This window comes from Nocardia higoensis, assembly GCF_015477835.1.
Classification (GTDB): domain Bacteria; phylum Actinomycetota; class Actinomycetes; order Mycobacteriales; family Mycobacteriaceae; genus Nocardia; species Nocardia higoensis_A.
In genome coordinates this window covers 363,027-382,798 of the sequence record NZ_JADLQN010000003.1, presented here as the reverse complement: position 1 = coordinate 382,798, position 19,772 = coordinate 363,027, and the positions used below count along the sequence as shown (strand labels likewise).

Below are 19,772 nucleotides of genomic sequence, written 5' to 3'. Positions count from 1 at the left end.
CGGGAAAGTGCAGGTATCTATCGATGGCCACCGACAACGCCGACAACACCGACAACGACGCCAACGGCACCACGGGAAGCGATGACCAGACCGTCGTGTCGAAGAAGGAAACGTCCGCCGATCCGAATGCGGAGACGGTCGTGGTGAAGAAGGCCGCGTCGGCCGAGGCCGCCGAGAAGACCGAGAAGGTCTCGATCGCGAAGGCCGCTCCTGCCGAGACCACGAGCGAGAAGGCGGGCGAGGACACCGCGTCGGCCTCCAGCGGCGACGCCAAGGGCGGCATGACGCCGATCATCGCCGCCTTCGTGGCGGGCATTCTGCTGGTCGCCGCGATCACCGCCGTGGTGGTGTTCTATCTACAGGCCGATCGCCGTGGCGCGGAACTGGCCGCCGTCGACGATGCCACCCGCGCGGCCTGCGACTTCGGCCGCACCGTCTCGGAGTACGACTACGCCAACGACCTCGAGGGCTACTTCGCCAAGGTGAAGGACAACGCCACCGGCGATTTCCGCGAGGAATTCGAACAGGCGGGCAAGGCGCTGTCGGACGCGATGGTGCAGGCGCAGGTGAAGTCCTGGGTCGACGACGTGCAGTGCGGCTTCCAGCAGGGCGACACCGAGCAGGCCACCGTGCTGGTCACCATGACCCAATTCCGCACCAACTTCACCCAGCCGACCCCGGATCGCCAGTTCATCGTGGTGATCGCCGACCTGCGCAACGAGGACGGCAAGTGGAAGGTCGCCAAGCTGGACTCCCCGATGCTGAAGGACCCAGGCTCAGGCGCCGGTCTGCCCGGCGGCACACCCGCTCCCGCCGAAGGCGGCGTCCCCGCCGAAGGCGAGCCCACCGAGGGAGCACCCGCACCGGCACCGGGCAACTGACCGGCTCACACAACCGAACACCGAAGACGCCTCCGGCGGTGGGACCTGGGTCTCCACCGCCGGAGGTCTTTCTCCGTGGACTTCGCGCGCCGCGTGCGGGTCAGAACAGGGTGAGCGCCTGTGAACCCGCCGTCGTGGCCTTTCCCGTGACGACCTTCCCCGTGACCGGCGGTGGCGCCGGTGTCGACACGATGGGCGCGACCTCGTCGCGCGTAGCCTCCCCCGGAGCCGCCGCCGCTCGCCTGGCCGCCTCACCGGCCAGCGCGTCGGCGCGTTCGTTGAAGTAGTTGCCGACATGGCCCCGCACCCAGCGGAAGCGCACCGGCCCCGGCCGTCCGGCGATGGCCCGGTCGATCGCGGCGATCAGCTCGGCGTTCTTGACCGTGTTCCCGTTGGAGGTGCGCCAGCCGTTGTTGCGCCAGCCGTGGATCCACTCCGAGGCGCACTTGATGGCGTAGAGCGAATCGCTCTCGATCAGCAGGTGTTCCTCGCCGGGGTGGGCGAGGATCGCCTCGAGGACGGCGCGCAGCTCGGCGACCTGATTGGTGCCGGTGGGTGCTCCGCCGCTGGCGCTGGCGCCGCCCTGATGATCGACCCACGCCCAGCCGATGGCGCCACCGGGGTTGCGCAGGCACGAGCCGTCGGTGCTCACGATGATCATGGCGGGCACTCTATGCGATCCGCCCGACAAGATCGGTCCCGTGGAACTCTTCGATCTCTCTTCGTAACTGGGCTTCGGTTCGCCGCAGCGCGCGGCGCACCGCGGCCTCGACCAGGCCGGAGCACATCCGGCCGACCGGTCCGCTCGGTTTCTCGTAGCGGGCTTCGGAGGTCAGCACCGAGCGGCCGTAGCCGAGCGGGTCGAAACGCAACGTCAGGGTTCCGCGCAGCCGCCGTCCACGTAGCGTGTAGGAGAGCACGGCATTGCGTCGGTGCTCGGTGATCTCGCAGCCGATCGGCCGCGGCCACAGGCGCGAGGTGATCGCGAAAACCGCTCCGACACCCTGGTCGATGTCTCCGGCCGGCTCGAAGGCACGCACACCGAACATCCAGTCCGGTACGGACAGGTGGTTATCGGTGTAGGTGAAGGCGACCTCGGCGGGTGCGCCGACGTCGCTGGCGTATTTGATGTGGCCCATAGGCCCTCCCTGATCCACAGCTGCGACAAAAGTACTACAGCAGTCCTCTTTATTCGAGAGGTGACACGGAATCACTCGGTGGCCGCGAGCGATCCGAAACCTCTGGAGGCGGTTCAGAGTTGGTCGACGATGTGGCCCGCGATCGGTACGGCCGAGGTCGCCGCGGGCGACGGCGCGTTGAGCACGTGGATCGAGCGCGGGGTGCGTTCGATCAGGAAGTCGTGTGCCAGCGTGCCATCCGGCAAGACCGCTTGCGCCCGGATACCGGCGGTACGTGGCCGCAGATCGTGCAGGGTCAGCTCCGGGCAGTACTTGCGACACTCCGCGAGATAGCCACGTTTGAACAACGAGTTGCGCAATTCTCTTGCGCCGGTGCGCAGATGGGTCCTGGCCACCCGCCGCATGCCGGGGAAAGTGAGGATGTCGAGCAGGTCGCGTCCGTTCACGCTGCCCTTGCGGTACCCCTCCCGCGACAGACCGAGCACCGCGTTCGGGCCGACGGTCAGCGCGCCGTCGACCGTAGGACTCAGGTGCACGCCGAGGAACGGCAGGCTCGGGTCGGGGATCGGGTAGATCAGCGTGTTCACCAGATCGGCTCGCTCCGGCGGCAATTGGTAGTACTCGCCGCGGAACGGAACGATGCGGAGGCCGATGTCCAGCCCCGCGAGCCGGGCCATCCGGTCGGCCTGTAGGCCCGCGCACACCACCAGCGTGCGCGCCGTCCACCGGCGTGCCCGATCCGCCGTGCTCGCGGTGCCGGCTGTGCTCGCTGTGTCCGCCGTACTCGCCGTGTTCGCCCAGTCGGCGGTGCCTGCCGTGCTTGCTGTGCTTGCTGTGCTCTCTACAGTGACGTGCTCGTCGGTCTCGGTGATCGCGGTGACCGTCGCGCCGAGCACCACCGTGCCGCCCATCGCCCGCACCTGCCCGGCCAGTGCCTCGGTGATCGCGCGATAGTCGACGATGCCGGTGCCGGGCACGAACAACGCGCCGACACCGGCGACATGCGGCTCGCGCCTGCGCAATTCGGTCGCGTCGAGCAGTTCGACCGGTACGCCGTTGGTGATCGACCGCTCGTGCAGCGCCAGCATCCGCTCGTACTCGGCGGCATCGGTGGCCACCAGCAGCTTGCCGCAGATCCGGTGGTCGATCCCGTGCTCGCGGGCGAACTCGGTGGTCCACCGTGCGCCCGCACGGCACAGTCGCGCCTTGAGGCTGTCCGGCTCGTAATAGATGCCGGAATGGATCACGCCGCTGTTGTGCCCGGTCTGGTGGGCGCCGAGCCGCTCGGCCTTCTCCACCAGCACCACGCTCGCGCCGGGATTCCTGCTCAGCAGCTCGTGAGCCGTCGCGACGCCGACGATGCCGCCGCCGATCACACAGAAGTCGTACACGTCGGCACACAGTACTTCGCCCGCTCGGGGCGGCCTCGGCGCGTCGCTCCGCGGGCACGCGAGGTCGGCCGGACGCGCGGCGCGGCGCGGCCGGTGAGGTTCGCTAGACGGGCGTGGGCCCGGCGGGGCGCGCGGCCGGCCTGGTGCCAGGCACCTCCACGCTCCGCTCGCCGAGCAACGGGTCGGAGAAGCCGAGGGCCACCCCACCGCGCCCGCGGTCGATGTCGGTGCTGAGCGTGGTGGGACCGCTGGGATCCGTGGGGGATTCGGTGAGCAAGCCGTGCAGCGCCGCGGTGACCTCGGGGTCGACCGTCAGGGTGACCGTCGTGTGCTGTTCGTCGCGGTGGGTGTTCAGCTCGGCCACGCCGAGATCGAGCGAGCTTCCCGACTCGGTGCGCCGTGCGGGTGCGGGCTGGGGCACGGTCTGCGCGGCGGGAAGATCGACGGCCGGGGGATCGGTGACGGGCGCGAACACCCGGCCTCCCGTTCCGCCGACACCGAACGAGGCCGGGGCCGGGGCCGAGCCGCCGGGCGCGGCGGCGGTGAAAGCCCGCGCGATCCGCGGCTGTACCTCGATGACGGAGCGGTCCGGCCGGTCAAGGGTCGTTGCCGGCGTGGTGGTCGACGCGCTCGGCGATATCTGGCTCATCACGTAGGCACCGGCTGCCACGGTCAGGGTGAGGCTGGCCGCGCTCGCGGACACGATCGCCGTGTACCGAGCGGCTTGATTCGTGCGTTGTGCGGTCACGATGCGTTCCTCTCCTCGGTGTCGCGAAACTCCTGAGGTGTCCGGAAGTCCGGCCCGCATCGTCGAAAGCCGGACGCCAGGCCAGCGTACGACAGCGGCCGGACGGTGCGCTCCGGTGCGTCCAGGATCACATCCGCGCGTTTCGGCGGAGTTTCCGTCGAGCGGTAATGGGTATCCCTGGGGTGAGCGAGCGAGCGCCATACTCGACTGCCAGCGATACTTCCGGCCAACGGCGTCCGGCCCGTCGACACGAACGGCGCACCCAAGTGCGGCGCTCGCTTGCTCCCCCGGGGCCGTGCACACGCCGGCTCGCGCGGGTTCCCGGATACCGATTCGTGGGCCTGACCGGGGGTCAGTCGAACTGGCCCGCCGTCCGCCCCGACCCACTGGGACCCGCGAAGGCTTGGGCGATGTCCAGCCATTCGGCGGCCTCGGTCCCCTGCGCGCGCAAGGCCAGATCGCCCGGATGCCGTCGCTGAGTCACCAGCAGGCAGAAATCGAGTGCGGGTCCGCTCACTCGTTGGGCCGCCGCCTCCGGTCCCCAGGTCCACAGGCTGCCGTCCGGTGCGGTGAGTTCGATCCGGAACTCCTCGGCGGGCGGCGTCTTGCCGCGCACCGCATACGCGAAGTCGCGGGTACGCACGCCGATGTGCGCCACCGCGCGCAGCCGCGCCGTGGGTTGCCTGCGCACGCCGAGCGCGTCGGCCACGTCCTGCCCGTGCGCCCAGGTCTCCATCAGCCGGGCGGTGGTCATCGAGGCGGCGCTCATGGGCGGGCCGAACCACGGCAGTTTCGTCCCCGCGGGCACCGCGCGCAGCGCGTCGATCAGGCCGTCGCGTCCGGCTCGCCAGCGGCGCAGCAGATCGGCGGGCGCCATCTCGGCGGCCTCGGCGGCGACATCGTCGACCATGGTGAGCACACCCGCCCCGGCCTCGGTGACCCGCCGGGTGAACTCGGCGGGATCGGTGGCGGCGACGGTGGCGATCTCGTCGGTCCAGGCCAGATGCCCGATCTGGTGGGCGATGCTCCAGCCGGGCGCGGGCGTCTCGGTACGCCACTGCGCATCGCTCAGCGGTGCCACCAACTCTTCGAGATCCGCGCATTCCGCGGCGAAATCGCCGAGCAGAGCTTCCAGGTCAGCCATCACTACCCCTTGCCGGTCGGGGCACACGATCGTTGTGTGCCGACTGCCGACCAGCATCGCAGCGCCTACCGGGCAAACACAAGCATGCGTGCTGGTTTTTTTTCGGAGATAGGTCGCTCCCCGGCGGTCCTACCAGCCGAACAGCAGCAGGTGCACCGCGCCGACGCCGAGGCCGAGCACGGCGCCGTGCAGGTAGAGCAGCCAGGCGTCCTGTTCGACCGAGGCGTAGAACATCTCCATGAATTCGCCGGGCGAGAGCATTCGCAGTTTCCGGGTGGCGAACTCGTCGATCTTCGAGGCTTGTTCGCGGGCGAACTCCTCGTCCTCGGCCAGGCTCGGCGCCAGCCCGACCGCCGCGCCCGCGGCGCCGACGGTCAGGTTGTCGAACTGGCGTGCGCCGAACGCCGCGCGCACCACCGAATGGGTCGGCCCGAGCTGGCGGTGGATCTCGTCGGAAATCAGCCGTTCGATGAGCTGACGGGTTTTGTCGCCGTTGGGCCCCTCGAGCAGTTCTTCCGACAGATTCGGCAGGGTGAGCACCTGGTAGGCGAGGATATGCGCGAGATCGGTCGCCGCCTGCGGCTGTCGCTTGGCCAGCAGCGCCTGGCGCCACAAGTATTTGTAGCGCGGTTGCGGATCGCCGGGTTCGAACACCATCTTCACCGCGATCACATTGACGATCACGCCGATGGCCGCCGAGGCGAGCAGCACGATCAGCCAGGCGGGCAGCCAGCCGATCACCGGAATGCTCTCGTGCACGTGCAGATACAGGGCCAGCAGCAAACCGAACGGCGCGCCGAGCAGGCCGATCCGGATCATGAATTTCAGTTCCGGCTCGGCGATCGTCGTGGTCAGATCCTTCAGGATCTCCGGATTCTGACGCAGGTAGCGGATGACGAAGGTCTTGATATCGATGAGCTGGTCGATATTGTCGCCGAGGGATTCGAACGACCGCCTGCACAATTTCGGCAACTGTGCTTCGACGCGCTGATAGATCACCTGCCTGACCTGGCGCGGCACCGCTTTCCACAGATCGGGGTTCTCCCGGTACATCACCTCGTCGACGATCTCGGGAGTCCGCGACCCGGCGATCTCGGCGATATAGTCCGCGACCCCGTCCAGATCGAGTTCGTGGATGAAATCCTTCGGACTGCCGATCCGCATGAGCGCCTTGTCGACGCAGATGCTGGCCATCTTCTCCGCACGCGCCGGAATGAAACCCTGGAAACCCAGCCGTCTGCCGTCACCGGAGAATGTCGGCAGCACCTGCACCCGCCTCGGCAGGTACGGATAGAGCACGTGCAGTCCGGGAATGCGCACGCCGCGGAATTCCACCGGCCAGAACAGCATGAGCACGCCGGTCCAGTTGGTGAGCAGGCCCGCGATCGCGGCGAAGATCGGAAAACTGATCAGTTCGACGACGAACGTGGATTGCCCGGTCAGATCCTCCCAGTCGATGAACACCCCTGTCGCGAGTGTCGACATCCTGGAGGTCCCCCTTCAACCGATCTTGTGAACTAGCTCGAAGCCTCACATTCTCATTGCCCTGATCGGGTGTCAACGCGCGCCGTCCCGGTGCCGCCGATCGTCCGGGTGCCGGGTGGCGGTCGGTGAACTGGACCAGGCGCCCCGGTGGTGAGCGCCTGGTCCACGGTGTCGGGCACTGCTCGGCTTTCCGAGGTCAGCCTCGTACCGTCCGAGCGGTGCTCGGTCAGCGGGTCACGGAGACACTGACACCGGGAGGGCTTGCGACCGGTTGATCGATCACCACCACCAGCGCGGAGCCGGGCGTTCGGGCTGCCTGGGCGGCGAGCCGGGAGATGTTGTCGCCGAGTAGCTGTTTGGCGTACGGAGTGAAGTTGGGCGGCAGGGCACCCAGGACCGGGCCCAGGTTCAGTGCGGTGATGGCTGCGGCTTCGGCCTGAGTCAGCTGCACGGTGACCGTGCTGTCGGAGGGGGTTACCGATACTGCCGCCGCAGGCGCGCTCGTCATCAGGAGCGCGCTGAGCGGGGCGGTGAGGACGGTCAGTGAGGCGAACAGTTTCACAGTATTCCTTTGCTGTTGTGATCGAACACGATGGATTCGGGGTTGAGCCGACCGGGACGTGCAGAGGCGGCTCATTCGAGAGACGAAGTCGGCGTCGGCGGATCAGCCGGTGCGATGGCGGGGTCTGCGGCGCAGAGATCTCGGCGCGCCGACCACCGAGCCGATCGGTCAGACCCGAGCGTGCTCCGGCTGGGGGTGTTGCGCGGGCCGGGACCGGTCGAGGCGATGCAGTGCCAGTGCGGAGACGACGCCGAGTGCGGTGAGGCCGAGCCAGACGAGGATTTCGGCACCTGCTTCCCGCGCGGCGCCGAGGACGGCTCCAGTGGCGAGGTTCCCGAGCAGGATGCCGACACCGACGATGGTGTTGTAGAAGCCGTAGTGGGTTGCTACGAGCCGGTTTCCGGCCAGCGAGACCACGCTGTCCATTTCGAACGGGAACACCGTGGCCGTGCCGATGGCCAGCAACGCCGCCGAGATCAGCAGCGCGGCGTAGGCGGCGACGGTGCCGAAGGTGCCGACGCCCGGGACGATCGCCAGTGGGAGGAACGCGAAGGCGAGGACACACATGCCGATCACCAAGGAGCGCCCGTTACCGAAGCGGTCGGCGAAGAACGCGGTGATGCGCAACTGTCCGGCGATCGCCACGATCGCGGACACGACGAACATGGCGGAGACCAGAGCCTGTGCGTGGTCGCCGGCCATGACCTCGGCCTGCAGCGGCAGCGCCAGGTAGGTCTGGAACGACAACACATAGGACCCGATCATGGCGATGGAGAACCAGACGAATCGGCGATTGCCAGCGACGGTCCGCCAGTCGTGGAGTACCGAGTTCTTCTGCGGAGCCTCGAGGGTGTGCCGGTTGGGTAGTGCATACAGTTGCGCCACCGTCAGCGTGGCGAAGACCACCGCCGCGGCCCCGGCGGTGGCGCGGAAGTCCAGGGCCATCAGCGCCAGGCCCACCAGCGGTCCGGCCAGGATTCCGGCCTGGTAGAACACGTTGAACACGGCGAAAGCCTCGACGCGGCGTTCCCCGGTATCGGCGGCCAGGTAGGCCCGGACCGCCGGATTGAACAGTGCGCCCGCGAAACCGGTCGCGGCCGAGGCAAGCAGTAGTGCCGGTAGTGATTCCGCGAAGACGAGCAGCGCGAAGCCGCCGGTGCGCAGCAGGCATCCGGCGACGATGAGCGGTTTGTAGCCGAGCCGGTCGGCGAGGGTCCCGCCGATGAGGAACATGCCCTGTTGGGAGAAGTTGCGTACTCCCAATACCAAGCCCACGGCCCAGGCTGCGAGGCCGAGGGGTCCGGCGAGGTACCCGGCAAGATAGGGCATGAGCATGTAGAAGCCGAGGTTGATGCCGAACTGGTTGATCATCAGCAGGCGTGCGGGCAGGTCGAAGCTGCGGAATTTTCCGAGCAGGGTCATGGCGCCACCTCGGAGGAGGCAGGGCGGGGGCGCGGGTCGACCACGGTTGTGCACCGGGTCCAGTTCTGCACTACCCGCTGCCCGGGGTGGTCGATGATCTCGGGGCCGAGCGGGGGTTCGGCGTAGAGAAGTCCGTGCTCGGCGCAGTAGGCGTCGTTGTAGACGGTGTCGAAATAGCGGTGCGGCCCGTCGGGGAACACTGCGGCGATCCGGGTGTCGGCGTCGTGGGTTCGTGCCACCCATCCGGCCACCAGTGCCGCTGCGCCCACGCTCCAGCCGCCGCTGGCGTAGTGGGTCGACGCCAGCGCGCGGCAGGCCCATACCGCGTCGGCGGGGCCGACCCAGTGCACTTCGTCGAAGGCGCCGTAGTCGACGTTGGCCGGGTAGATGCTCGAACCCAGACCACGCATCAGGCGAGGTTGTGCCGGTTGGCCGAAGATGGTGGAGCCGACGGTGTCCACACCGATGAGCTTCATCTCCGGCTGGAACCGTCGTAGCACCCGGGCCACTCCGGCGGAGTGGCCGCCCGTGCCGACTGCGCAGACCAGCACGTCGACGCCACCGACCTGGTTCATCAACTCCAGTGCCAGCGATTCGTAACCGGCGACATTGTCGGGGTTGGTGTACTGGTCCGGGCACCACGACCCGGGTTCGGCCGCCAGCAATTCCTCGACCCGTTCCCGGCGCGCCTGCTGCCAGCCGCCGACCCGGTGGGGTTCGGTCACCAGCTCGACCTCGGCCCCATAGGCGGCCAGCATTCTGGAGACGATCGGTTCCAATCCGGGATCGGTCACTACTGTGGTCGGATGCCCGGTGACAATCCCCGCGAGGGCCAGGCCGAGGCCCAGGGTTCCGCTGGTGGATTCGATGATCCGCGCTCCGGGCGCCAGATCGCCGCGTATCTCGGCTTGCCGGACCATATGGAGGGCAGGTCGGTCCTTCATTCCGCCCGGGTTCGCGCCCTCGAGCTTCGCCCAGAAGCCCCGGTTCGGAGGTGCCAATGGGGCCCCTATCCACTGCACCGGGGTGTTACCGATCAATTCGTGGGGAGAACGGGCACGAAGTAGCGCCTCGCCCCAGGGTTCGGTGAGGTCCGTGAGGGTCCCGGACATGACGACATCGTCCATGGGTGTCGCTTTCTGTATGTGCGCGCGATGCGGCGCAGACGATTTCGAGCAGCAGACACCGGCCGCGCGGCCCTGTGGGCCGTCGGCCTGGCGCTGGCCTGTCAGCGTCTGGAGATACAGAAATGGGTCAAGATGTCGCGGCCACCGAGAGAGGTCAGTGGGACGGTGGAGAGGGAAAAGGTGGCCGGGGTAGGTGCGCCCTCGACAGCCACGTGTCCGCCCTGATCGGAAGCGACGCGAGCTTTCGCGGTATCGGATCCGGCGACAGCGAAGTCGTTGGAGGCCAGGTGGCGGGCGTGTGGTTGTTCGTCGGGCCCGCCGGGCGCGGAGCAGAACTCTGCTTCGGCAGCGCTGAAAGCCGCGGCGCCGGAGGAGGAGGTGGTCGTCTGGTGAAGATAGTCGCGTTCGCCATCGCAGCCGGCCAGCGAGAACACCAGCATCAGGATCGCGGTCACCCAGGTCACGACGATGCGGCGGTGCAACCGAGGCCGACCATCCGCCGGAGTTTTCGACTGACGCCGCATCGCTACCGGGTGCAGAGCTGTTCTCTCCGCAGCTGTATTGCCGCGGCCGACCTGCCCGTTCGACGTGTCGCCATTCGTGCGGGAAAAGAATTGCGCTCGGGTCACCGCGCTGGGTCCCATTCCGCGAGGTGCTGCCGCAGGCAGTCCTCGAGTACCTCGTTCACCGCGCGGCAGGTCGTGAAGGAACGGCCGAAGCGGGCCTTCGATATCGCCGGGGTCGGGAGCACACACAGTGTGCCGGGTGAACCGGAGCGGGTGGCGGACACGGGAGAACCATAGATGCCCACGCGCCCGCCTTGTGTGTCCGTGATCACCTTCCCTGATCATTCTCAGTAACTTCTCAGTCACCCTCCCATAACACGATTCGTGTAACGGCGAGGTGATCGTGACAAAGCCGAATCGAATTGCGCGAGGGGTATTTCGGCGTTGCGATCAGACGCTGGCCCGTCCATTCGGAAGCCCGGCGGGTGGCCGGTTCGGAAGCGTCGCTCGGCATCGGGGCGGCGCACGAACGCCGACAACCCGGCCGCCCCAGTCCGAATGAGGGATCGATATGGCGGATGAGAATCTCCGGATTCGCTGTCGGTGAACACCGCCACCAGAAGGAACAATGCGAAATCCCGGTGGGTTGAGTAGGTATCGCTCAACTCTTTGGAGGGATCGAAGACGTGACTACACCCCGTGATCTGCCGGTGCTGTTCCTGACCGATCCGATCGTGCTGCCCGGCATGGTCGTGCCCATCGAACTCGACGAATCCGCGCAGGCCGCGATCGACGCCGCGCGCGCCGCGCAGACCGACGCCGTGCTGCTCGCACCCCGCCTGCCCGAGGGCTACGCCGCCTACGGCGTGATCGCGACCATCGAACAGGTCGGCCGGATGCGCGGTGGCACGCCCGCTGCCGTGCTCAAGGCCGAACGCCGCGCCAGGATCGGCCACGGCGTCACCGGGCCCGGCGCGGCGCTGTGGGTCGAGGCCGAGCCGGTCGAAACTCCGCCCGCCGACGGCCGGACGAAGGAACTGGCCGCCGAATACAAGAAGCTGGTGATCTCGGTGCTTCAGCGCCGGGAGGCCTGGCAGCTCATCGACGCGGTCGACCAGTTGACCGACCCCTCCGCGATCGCCGATACCGCGGGCTACGCCTCCTACCTGTCCGCCGAGCAGAAGCGCGAATTGCTCGAAACCCCGGAGCCCGCGCAGCGGCTGACCTCGCTGATCGAATGGACCAAGGCGCACATCGCCGAGTCCGAACTCACCGAGAAGATCGGTGAGGAGGTCCGCGAGAACATGGAGAAGACCCAGCGCGAATTCCTGCTGCGCCAGCAGCTCAACGCCATTCGCAAGGAACTCGGCGAGGACGAACCCGACGGCGCCGAGGACTACCGCACCCGCGTGGAGCAGGCCGACCTGCCCGGCGCCGTGCGCGAGGCCGCCGTGCGCGAGGTCGGCAGGCTGGAGCGGACCAGCGACCAGAGTCCCGAATCCGGCTGGATCAGGACCTGGCTCGACACCGTGCTCGAACTGCCGTGGCAGGACAAGACCACCGACAGCACCGATGTCGCCGCCGCTCGGGCGGTGCTCGACGCCGACCACCACGGGCTCGACGAGGTCAAGGACCGGATGGTCGAGTACCTGGCGGTGCGGGCCCGGCGAGCGCGCCGGGGGCTGGAGGTCGTCGGCGGCCGCGGCTCCGGCGCGGTGCTGGTACTCGTCGGCCCTCCCGGTGTCGGCAAGACCTCGCTGGGTGAATCGGTGGCGCGGGCGCTGGGCCGGAAGTTCGTGCGCGTCGCCCTGGGCGGTGTGCGCGACGAGGCCGAGATCCGCGGTCACCGGCGCACCTACGTCGGCGCGATGCCGGGCCGGATCGTGCGCGCGATGAAAGAGGCCGGGTCGATGAACCCGGTGGTCCTGCTCGACGAGATCGACAAGGTGGGCTCGGATTTCCGCGGCGACCCCGCGGCGGCACTGCTGGAGGTGCTCGATCCGGCGCAGAACCACACCTTCCGCGACCACTACCTCGATCTGGATCTGGATCTGTCCGACGTGCTGTTCATCGCGACCGCCAACGTCATGGACACCATTCCCGGTCCGCTGCTGGACCGCATGGAGCTGATCACGGTCGACGGCTACACCGAGGACGACAAGGTGGCCATCGCCCGAGACTTCCTGGTGCCCAGGCAGCTGGAGCGCAACGCGCTGACCGCCGAGGAGGTCGGCGTCACCGAGGCGGCGCTGCGCGAGATCGCCGCGAACTACACCCGGGAAGCCGGGGTGCGGCAGATGGAACGGCTGATCGCGAAGGCGCTGCGCAAGGCGGCCACTCGCCTCTCCGAGTCGGAGTCCGGCGTGGCGGCAGGCAGTTCCGAGTCCACCGATCCGGATGCCGTCGCCCCCGCGATCGAGGCCGGATACCGCCCCGAACTCGGCGACGACGACGTGATCGTGGGTGAGAACGCCGGTCCGGCAACAGTTCCCGGCTCACTGACCATCGATGTCGGCGACCTGGTGGACTACCTGGGCAGGCCGCGGTTCACCCCGGATTCGGTGGAACGCACCGCTGTGCCCGGCGTGGCGACGGGTCTCGCGGTCACCGGTGCGGGCGGCGACGTCCTCTACATCGAGGCCAACGCCGCCGAGGGCGAGCGCTCGCTCACCCTGACCGGGCAGTTGGGCGAGGTCATGAAGGAGTCGGCGCAGATCGCGCTGACCTACGTGCGCTCGCACCTGGAAGAGATCGGCATCGAGCCCTCGGTGCTGGACCGCAATATCCACATCCACTTCCCGGCGGGCGCGGTGCCCAAGGACGGCCCGTCCGCGGGCGTCACCATGGTGACCGCGCTGGTGTCGCTGGCCCTGGGCCGTCAGGTCCGCGCCGACGTCGGCATGACCGGCGAGGTCACGCTGAACGGCCGGGTGCTGCCCATCGGCGGGGTGAAGCAGAAGTTGCTCGCCGCCCAGCGAGCGGGTCTGACGACCGTCTTCATTCCCGCCCGCAACGAGCCGGACCTGGACGAGGTGCCCGCCGAGGTGCTCGACGCGCTGGACGTGCGCCCGGTCGCCGACGTGGCCGACATCCTCGCCTACGCGATCGAGCCGGTCGCCGAACCGGCGGTCGAGGGTGCGACGCTGGCGGCAACAGCCTGATCGATCGCCACCCTGTGGCAGACCGGATATGTCGTCAGATGGCCGCGGACCCGGTGTGTTCCGCGGCCATCTCCGCCAACACGTCGTCGACGGGGGTGGGGGCGACATCCAGCGCCTTCATGGTGAACGACGCGTCGAGGATGTTCGGCCGGTCGTACAGGTACAGCATCTCCGGGATCTCCGCCATGACCGAGTCGGACCGTCCGATCTCCTCGAGCTCGGCCCTCGTCATCGCATTCAGCCGCGGGTCGGGGACACCGGCCGCGGCGGCCAGTCGTGCTGCGAGTTCGCGCACCGGCGCCTCGGATGTCGAGGGCACATGCCAGGCACGTCCCCAGGACTGCTCGTGGCGTGCCGCGGCCACGAGAGTGCGCGCCGCATCGCCTGTGTAGGTCCAGCTGTGTCGCGCATCGAGGTCACCGGGATAAGCGGCAGGCGATCCGGCCAGCACATGCGCGCCGACCATGAGTGTGAACGGCGAGTAGGCGCCTGCGCCGAGGAAGTCGCTCGCTCGGACCTCGGTGACGCGCAACCGCCCCGCGTCGTAGGCGGCGCGGGCGTCGTTCCACATCTGCGCCCGCACACGGCCTTTGACACTGGTCGCCGCCATCGGAAGGTTCTCTGTCAGCGGTGTGTCGGTATGACCGTAGCCGTAGGTGTTGCCGAGCATGATGTAGTCGGCGCCGGTGCGTTCGGCCGCTGCCAGCGCAGCGGCGGCCAGCGGGGGAAAATCGGTCGGCCAGCGGTCGTAGGCCGGCATGGCGCAGTTGAACACAGCGACCGCGCCGCGCGTCAGCTCGGTGAGCCGCGCGATGTCGGTGGCGTCGGCGGCGACTCGCTCGATGCGCTCGTGCACCGGCCCACTGCCGCGTCGGGTGACGAGTCGGACCTGCTCCCCGGTGTCTGCCAGCAGGCGGGCAGTGGCCGATCCGGTGGCTCCGGCTCCGATGACGACATGCATGGACATCCGCGTTCTCCCTGGTCACACAGTTGTGGGTGGCGCCGGACGCGATAGCGCCACGACGTGTTCCCAAGCCTCGGCCCTGAGCGACCCATACGATAGTGGCCCAGATGCCAACAATGCGGAGGTTCAGGCCAGTGCGGGTACAGGGGACGCATCGGGTGGCGGTTGTCGCCGTCCCCCCGGTCACCACCTTCGATCTGTCCATCCCCGAGTTGGTGCTCGGCGAAGCGATGGTCGACGGCGCCCCCGGCTACCGTGTGCGTGTCTGTACCGCGCGGCCCGGGCCTGTCGCCACCAACAGCAGCCTCGAGATCACCGTCCGCCACGGCCTGCAAGCCGCTGCTGACGCCGACACGGTCATCGTCACCGGAACCGGCGCGCGTGACGACATCGACCCGCGCGTTCTCGCGATGTTGCGCCGTTGCGCGATCGCGGGTAAACGAATCGCCTCGATCTGCACCGGAGCCTTCGTGCTCGCCCAGGCGGGATTGCTCGACGGCCGTCGAGCCACCACGTACTGGGCCAAGTCCGACGAGTTCGCGGGCCGCTACCCCGAAGTGGAGCTTCGCCCCGATGTGCTGTACGTCGAGGACGGCAACATCGTGACCTCCGCCGGTCTGTCCGCCGGCATCGACCTGTGCCTGCATCTGGTGCGTACCGACTACGGGGCCGCGACGGCCAACGCGGTTGCCCGTCTCATGGTGGCTTCGCCGGTGCGACCGGGTGGACAAGCCCAGTTCATCAGGACACCGCTACCGCCGGAGACCGGCACCTCCCTGACGGAAACCCGCAGCTGGGCACTTGACCGACTGCATGAGCCACTCACCCGCGCCGCTCTGGCGAATCATGCCCGTACCAGCATCCGCACCCTGACCCGCAGGTTTCATGCCGAGACCGGCCTCAGTCCGCTCCAGTGGCTGCTCCATCAGCGCATCATTCGGGCCCAGGAGTTGCTGGAAACCACCGACTTGCCGATGGACCGAGTTGCCCACCTCAGTGGTCTGGCGACTACCGATTCCTTGCGTAAGCATCTGTCGCGCAGGACCGGGCTGACCCCCAGCGCATACCGTGCCGCGTTCACCCAGCACCCGGATCGGTCGCGCGGCGGCCTGTCCGGAGCGTGAACGAACAGTCCGCCGGAGAGATCGTGGATCCGCTACCTCCCCGTCGGCATCGGCCACGTGTCCTTTTCGGAGGCGATCAACTGAGGGCGCGCTCCACGGCGCGTGTGGTGCCTTGCGCGAGTGCGCACAGCATCGGCTCGGTGCCCTCGGTCTCGGCGAAGATCTCGCAGTTCACCACGGCCTGTCGTCGGGTCGCGCCGGTGACCTTCGCCTCGGCGCGCAGCGTCTCCCCGGAGGCGGGCCGCAGATAGGTGATGCTGAATCCGCCGGTGAGCACATTGCCGCCCAGCACCGTGCCCGCGGCGAAGGTGAGCGCGTTGTCGGCGAGGTAGGAGAGCACGCCGCCGTGGACGTAGCCGAACTGCTGGCGCAATTGCGGCCGGATCGGCACCAGCAGGGTGGCGGCGCCGTCGCCGAAGGCGGCCAGTCGGGTGCCGACCAGATCGGCGAACGGCTGAGCCGACAGCACTTGCGTGGCGAGGTCGAAATCAAGGGCGGTGGAGTCGGTCATGGAAGCCTCCTGAGTGGCTGTGGGCTGTGGCGCGGTCGGGTGGTGGCTGTCTGCGGGGTCACGGTGGCCTGGAGTCGGTTGTGGCGGAAAGAGATCGGCTATGTGGACCGAGGCGCCTCGGGTCCGGCCGCCAGCACCAGCCAGGCCGCGCGGGCCAGTTCGCCCGCGACCTCCGTCGGCGGCGCCGTGACCGCGCCGCCGAGCCATTGGCGCGAATACTCCTGTGCCGGGCCGAGCCAGAGCGCGTAGAGCACGTCGAAGTCCAGCGCGCGGACCGCGCCGTAGCCCGCGTGCGTCCGCCACCACCTGGCGACATCGGTCAGGAAGGATCGGTTGTTCTCGCTGTCGTGGACGCCGGGGGGGCGCGCGGACATGAGGATCGTCGCCCGGTGCCGGTTCTCGGTGACCCAGCGCAGATGTTCGTGGACACCGCCGATCACTCCAGAGCGCGCGTCGGCGCTGTCACCGACGACGGCCCAGAAGTGCTGCTGGTAGTCGCGCAGCGCGTACGCCCACACCTGCCGGTACAGCTCCGCCTTGTCCGGGAAGTGGTGGTAAAGCGCTCCGACGCTCGCTCCCGCGCTCGCCCTGATGCTCGCCAGGGTGGCGTCCACGGTCCCCTGTTCGGCGAACTCGTGCTCGGCTGCCAGCAGCAACCGATCTCGAATCTTCACAGACAGAATTTAGTTCTGTTTTTCCGGCGTGGCAAGCCGTGACCAGAGCTGTACCGGGATGGGGTATGACGGAGAGGTGGCCAGATGGCTGTTGCACGTCGATCTCGACCAGTTCCAGGCGGCGGTGGAATTCCGGCGCCATCCGGAACTGCGCGGCAGGCCGGTCATCGTCGGCGGCAACGGTGATCCCGAGGAGCCGCGCAAGGTCGTGACCTGCGCTTCCTATCCGGCCCGTGCCTACGGAGTGCGGGCGGGGATGCCGTTGCGGTCGGCGGCGCGCCGCTGCCCGGAGGGTGTCTTCCTGCCGCTGGACATGGCCGCCTACGAGGAGGCCTCCGACGAGGTCATGGCGTTGCTGCGCACCTTCCCCGGCCGGGTGGAGGTGTGGGGCTGGGACGAGGCGTTCCTGGCCGCCGACACCGAAGACCCCGAGTCGCTGGCCCGCGAGATCCGCTCAGCAGTAGCGGAATTGGACCTCGGCTGCGCGATCGGCATCGGCGACAACAAACTCACCGCGAAGCTGGCGACCGGGTTCGCGAAATCGGCGGGCAAGTCCTCGGCGGCCCCCGCGGACGACCCGGGCGCGGCGACCGGCACTTTCCGGCTCACCGCCGCCAACTGGACCGAGGTCATGGGCCATCGCCCGACGAACGCGCTGTGGGGCATCGGCAACCGGATCGCCGCCCGCCTGGCCGACCTCGGCATCGCGACCGTGGCCGACCTGATGGCGGCCGACCGGCACCGCCTCGCCGCCGAATTCGGTCCGAGCACCGGCCCCTATCTGTGGGTGCTCGGCCACGGCAAGGGCGACACCGAGGTGAGCACCGAGCCCCGGATTCCGGTGGGCCGCAGCAGATCCGAGACCTTTCCCGCCGATATCACCGACCCGGCCGAGATACGCGCTCAGGTGGCGCGGTTGGCGACCGAGGTGGCCGAGGAGATGGCCGAGGCCGGCCGGATCACCGTGCGGGTCTCGATCACCGTACGCACCAACACCTTCTTCACCCGCAGCAAGCAGGCCAAGCTGTCGGAACCGACCGCCGACGTGGCCACAATCGTCGAAGCGGCGCTGCGCGTCGTCGACCGGTTCGAGCTGGACCGCCCGGTCCGGCTGCTCGGCGTGCGCCTGGAATTCGCGCCCGCGTCGTAGGCCGCTTCGACTTGGGGGCCGACTTCGCGGCGGCTGTCGAATCGCCGGAAACAGGCCCTGTCGAACGGGGCGGGCGCGCGTCAGCGGCGCTGCAGCCAGACCCCCGCCAGCGGGTACGGCAGGATCACCGGCGTGGCAGCGACATTCACCGTTCCGCTCCACATCCCCTGGCGCGGATCGATGTCGTGCAGGTCGAGGCCGAGCGGAAGGCCGTCGAGGACGACGTAGGTCTGGTCCGGTCCCACGGGGATCTGCCGCCCGTCGCGGCCGAATGCCGGACAGGTGAGTCGCACGCTGACCGTATCACCGGAGACGTGCAGGTCACAGCCCGCGAGCGGCGTCCCGACGACATTGCCCGGCCCGGTGCCGATCTGGTAGACGCCCACCGGGATGATGCCGTTGCGCGGGAATTCCGGGTCGTCGGCATGGGCCGCGGCGGGAACGAAGGCGAGCGCGCCGCCGACGAGCGCGAGGCTCGCGGCGAGGGAGCGAAGTTTCATAGGTCGTAACCCTCTCGGACGTTGCTGATTTCTCGACCGTAAGCGGTGTGGCTCGCCGAAGTCGGGACCCCGCGTGGGCGTGGCCGCCGGGGACTGGGTTATCCGAACTCGCCGGCTCGTGCGCCGGCGAGGAAGGCGGTCCACTCGGCCGAGGTGAACACCAGGGCCGGACCGGTACGGTTCTTCGAGTCGCGCACCGCGACCGATCCGCCGTCGAGAAAGGCGACCTCGACGCATTCCTGCGCCGCCTGGCTATAGCTGCTTTTGAACCACCTTACGGGGGATAGCTGCTCGTTCACGGTTGGTGCTCCTTCGCGATCTTTCGTATCAATGCTCTGCTGCCGACATCATCGAGCGCTGCCTTGCGCAGACCGGCCGAAATCTCCCGGTAGCGGTCGACGTCGACGGTCCTCTCCAGGTAGATGTTGGCCGTCAGAACGCTTTCGATGAACACGACGGTCGGCTCGATCGGCCTGCCCTTGCCGTCACGTTCGAATTCGAGAATGACGAAGCCGCCCGGCAGCACGCCCATGGGAACCCCGGCGGTGAACGGCAGAATCCGCACGTTCACATTTGGCTGGGTACTCGTGTCGGCCAGATGTCGGAGTTGATCGGCCATGACGCGCGGCCCGCCGACCAGGCGGCGTAGTGCCGACTCGTGTATCACGACATCGAGCGATACGGGAAAAGTTCTGCGACGGATAACGATCTGCCGCTTCACCCGACGCTCGACCATCCGCTCGACGTCGGCCTGGCTCTGTTCCGCGAGGAATCCACGGATGATCGCCCGGGCGTAGCCGCTCGTCTGTAACAGCCCCGGAATCAGTTCCTGATACGAAATCAGGCGACGTGCGACCGATTCCAGTGCGACGTAGTTGTCGAATCCGCTGTTGGCGAACTCGCCGTAGTCAGCGAACCAGCTCTTCGCCGGGTCTTGTTGTGCGAGGTGCCGCATAGCCGCGGTCTCCTCCGGTGAGCGTTCGTAGATCTCGCACAGTTGTTGGACAACCGGCACCCGGACCTTGTTCGACTGCCCCCGCTCGAGCCGGTGCAGGCTGGTCGTGCCGATGTCCGCCAGTTGCGCGACCTGGGCCAGCGTCAAGCCGACCTCGTCGCGATACCGGCGCATCAATCGCCCCAACTGACGCCGGGGCAGGGTGCTGTCTTCGTCGGCCATCTCTCGAATCCCCTCGGTGGGCGGAACGGTGGACAGCAGGGAGCGGAAGACAGTGTGGCACAACGCCGAAACTCTGCCTGGGGAAATGGTCGATCTCGCGCGGAAA

20 protein-coding genes are annotated in these 19,772 nt (G+C 68.3%); 4 read left to right on the top strand and 16 right to left on the bottom strand.

Annotated elements, in window-relative coordinates; translation table 11 throughout:
* The first annotated feature begins 23 nt into the window (after window positions 1–23).
* The gene (locus IU449_RS19610; RefSeq protein WP_195003556.1) at window positions 24–881 is read left to right on the top strand and encodes a hypothetical protein; all 858 of its coding nucleotides are present in this window, start codon (window positions 24–26) and stop codon (window positions 879–881) included.
* Between the two features lie 100 nt (window positions 882–981).
* On the opposite strand, the gene IU449_RS19605 is transcribed toward IU449_RS19610, so the two are convergent.
* From IU449_RS19605 to IU449_RS19560, 10 genes are all read right to left on the bottom strand, one after another.
* Window positions 982–1,542, bottom strand: a complete 561-nt coding sequence (locus IU449_RS19605; protein ID WP_195003555.1) for a ribonuclease H family protein — start codon at window positions 1,540–1,542, stop codon at window positions 982–984.
* Between the two features lie 10 nt (window positions 1,543–1,552).
* Window positions 1,553–2,020 (bottom strand): SRPBCC family protein, encoded by a 468-nt coding sequence (locus IU449_RS19600; protein ID WP_195003554.1) that lies wholly within the window; start codon window positions 2,018–2,020, stop codon window positions 1,553–1,555.
* A 113-nt stretch (window positions 2,021–2,133) separates the two neighbouring features.
* Window positions 2,134–3,411 (bottom strand): L-2-hydroxyglutarate oxidase, encoded by a 1,278-nt coding sequence (gene lhgO, locus IU449_RS19595; RefSeq protein WP_195003553.1) that lies wholly within the window; start codon window positions 3,409–3,411, stop codon window positions 2,134–2,136.
* Between the two features lie 103 nt (window positions 3,412–3,514).
* Window positions 3,515–4,159 (bottom strand): hypothetical protein, encoded by a 645-nt coding sequence (locus tag IU449_RS19590; RefSeq protein ID WP_195003552.1) that lies wholly within the window; start codon window positions 4,157–4,159, stop codon window positions 3,515–3,517.
* 352 nt (window positions 4,160–4,511) lie between these two features.
* A complete protein-coding gene (locus tag IU449_RS19585; RefSeq protein ID WP_195003551.1) occupies window positions 4,512–5,303 on the bottom strand; it encodes a TIGR03084 family metal-binding protein in 792 nt (263 codons plus the stop codon).
* A 129-nt stretch (window positions 5,304–5,432) separates the two neighbouring features.
* The gene (locus IU449_RS19580) at window positions 5,433–6,788 is read right to left on the bottom strand and encodes a hypothetical protein (RefSeq protein ID WP_195003550.1); all 1,356 of its coding nucleotides are present in this window, start codon (window positions 6,786–6,788) and stop codon (window positions 5,433–5,435) included.
* A 226-nt stretch (window positions 6,789–7,014) separates the two neighbouring features.
* Window positions 7,015–7,350 (bottom strand): hypothetical protein, encoded by a 336-nt coding sequence (locus IU449_RS19575; RefSeq protein ID WP_195003549.1) that lies wholly within the window; start codon window positions 7,348–7,350, stop codon window positions 7,015–7,017.
* Window positions 7,351–7,518: 168 nt separating this feature from the next.
* Window positions 7,519–8,772, bottom strand: coding sequence for an MFS transporter (locus IU449_RS19570; protein WP_195003548.1), 1,254 nt, complete (start codon window positions 8,770–8,772; stop codon window positions 7,519–7,521).
* The gene (locus IU449_RS19565) at window positions 8,769–9,884 is read right to left on the bottom strand and encodes a PLP-dependent cysteine synthase family protein (RefSeq protein WP_416382192.1); all 1,116 of its coding nucleotides are present in this window, start codon (window positions 9,882–9,884) and stop codon (window positions 8,769–8,771) included. The genes IU449_RS19570 and IU449_RS19565 overlap by 4 nt, the downstream gene beginning before the upstream one ends.
* Before the next feature lie 116 nt (window positions 9,885–10,000).
* The gene (locus IU449_RS19560) at window positions 10,001–10,528 is read right to left on the bottom strand and encodes a hypothetical protein (RefSeq protein WP_195003546.1); all 528 of its coding nucleotides are present in this window, start codon (window positions 10,526–10,528) and stop codon (window positions 10,001–10,003) included.
* A 623-nt stretch (window positions 10,529–11,151) separates the two neighbouring features.
* Between IU449_RS19560 and lon the strand changes: the two genes are divergently transcribed.
* Complete coding sequence (lon, locus tag IU449_RS19555; protein WP_228805342.1) at window positions 11,152–13,566, top strand: endopeptidase La; 2,415 nt, start codon at window positions 11,152–11,154, stop codon at window positions 13,564–13,566.
* 34 nt (window positions 13,567–13,600) lie between these two features.
* Here lon and IU449_RS19550 read toward each other — a convergent pair whose 3' ends face one another.
* Window positions 13,601–14,533 (bottom strand): NAD-dependent epimerase/dehydratase family protein, encoded by a 933-nt coding sequence (locus IU449_RS19550; RefSeq protein ID WP_195003545.1) that lies wholly within the window; start codon window positions 14,531–14,533, stop codon window positions 13,601–13,603.
* A 131-nt stretch (window positions 14,534–14,664) separates the two neighbouring features.
* On the opposite strand from IU449_RS19550, the gene IU449_RS19545 reads away from it, so the two are divergent.
* Window positions 14,665–15,654, top strand: coding sequence for a GlxA family transcriptional regulator (locus tag IU449_RS19545; RefSeq protein WP_324188332.1), 990 nt, complete (start codon window positions 14,665–14,667; stop codon window positions 15,652–15,654).
* A 76-nt stretch (window positions 15,655–15,730) separates the two neighbouring features.
* Here the strand turns inward: IU449_RS19545 and IU449_RS19540 are convergent, their stop codons facing one another.
* Window positions 15,731–16,165, bottom strand: a complete 435-nt coding sequence (locus IU449_RS19540; protein ID WP_195003543.1) for a PaaI family thioesterase — start codon at window positions 16,163–16,165, stop codon at window positions 15,731–15,733.
* Between the two features lie 98 nt (window positions 16,166–16,263).
* A complete protein-coding gene (locus tag IU449_RS19535) occupies window positions 16,264–16,839 on the bottom strand; it encodes a TetR/AcrR family transcriptional regulator (RefSeq protein WP_195003542.1) in 576 nt (191 codons plus the stop codon).
* A gap of 76 nt (window positions 16,840–16,915) precedes the next feature.
* Here IU449_RS19535 and IU449_RS19530 point away from each other — a divergent pair, with 76 nt between their 5' ends.
* Window positions 16,916–17,989 carry a DNA polymerase IV gene (locus IU449_RS19530; protein WP_195003541.1) on the top strand — a complete coding sequence of 358 codons (1,074 nt, stop codon included), beginning with the start codon at window positions 16,916–16,918 and terminating at the stop codon, window positions 17,987–17,989.
* An 80-nt stretch (window positions 17,990–18,069) separates the two neighbouring features.
* On the opposite strand, the gene IU449_RS19525 is transcribed toward IU449_RS19530, so the two are convergent.
* The 3 genes from IU449_RS19525 to IU449_RS19515 all read right to left on the bottom strand — a co-directional run bounded on the left by IU449_RS19525 (window position 18,070) and on the right by IU449_RS19515 (window position 19,666).
* Window positions 18,070–18,489, bottom strand: coding sequence for a hypothetical protein (locus tag IU449_RS19525; RefSeq protein ID WP_195003540.1), 420 nt, complete (start codon window positions 18,487–18,489; stop codon window positions 18,070–18,072).
* A 98-nt stretch (window positions 18,490–18,587) separates the two neighbouring features.
* On the bottom strand, window positions 18,588–18,788 hold the full coding sequence (locus IU449_RS19520; protein WP_195003539.1) for a DUF397 domain-containing protein: 201 nt from the start codon (window positions 18,786–18,788) through the stop codon (window positions 18,588–18,590).
* Complete coding sequence (locus IU449_RS19515) at window positions 18,785–19,666, bottom strand: helix-turn-helix domain-containing protein (protein ID WP_195003538.1); 882 nt, start codon at window positions 19,664–19,666, stop codon at window positions 18,785–18,787. Before IU449_RS19515 ends, IU449_RS19520 begins: the two co-directional genes overlap by 4 nt.
* Window positions 19,667–19,772 lie beyond the last annotated feature (106 nt).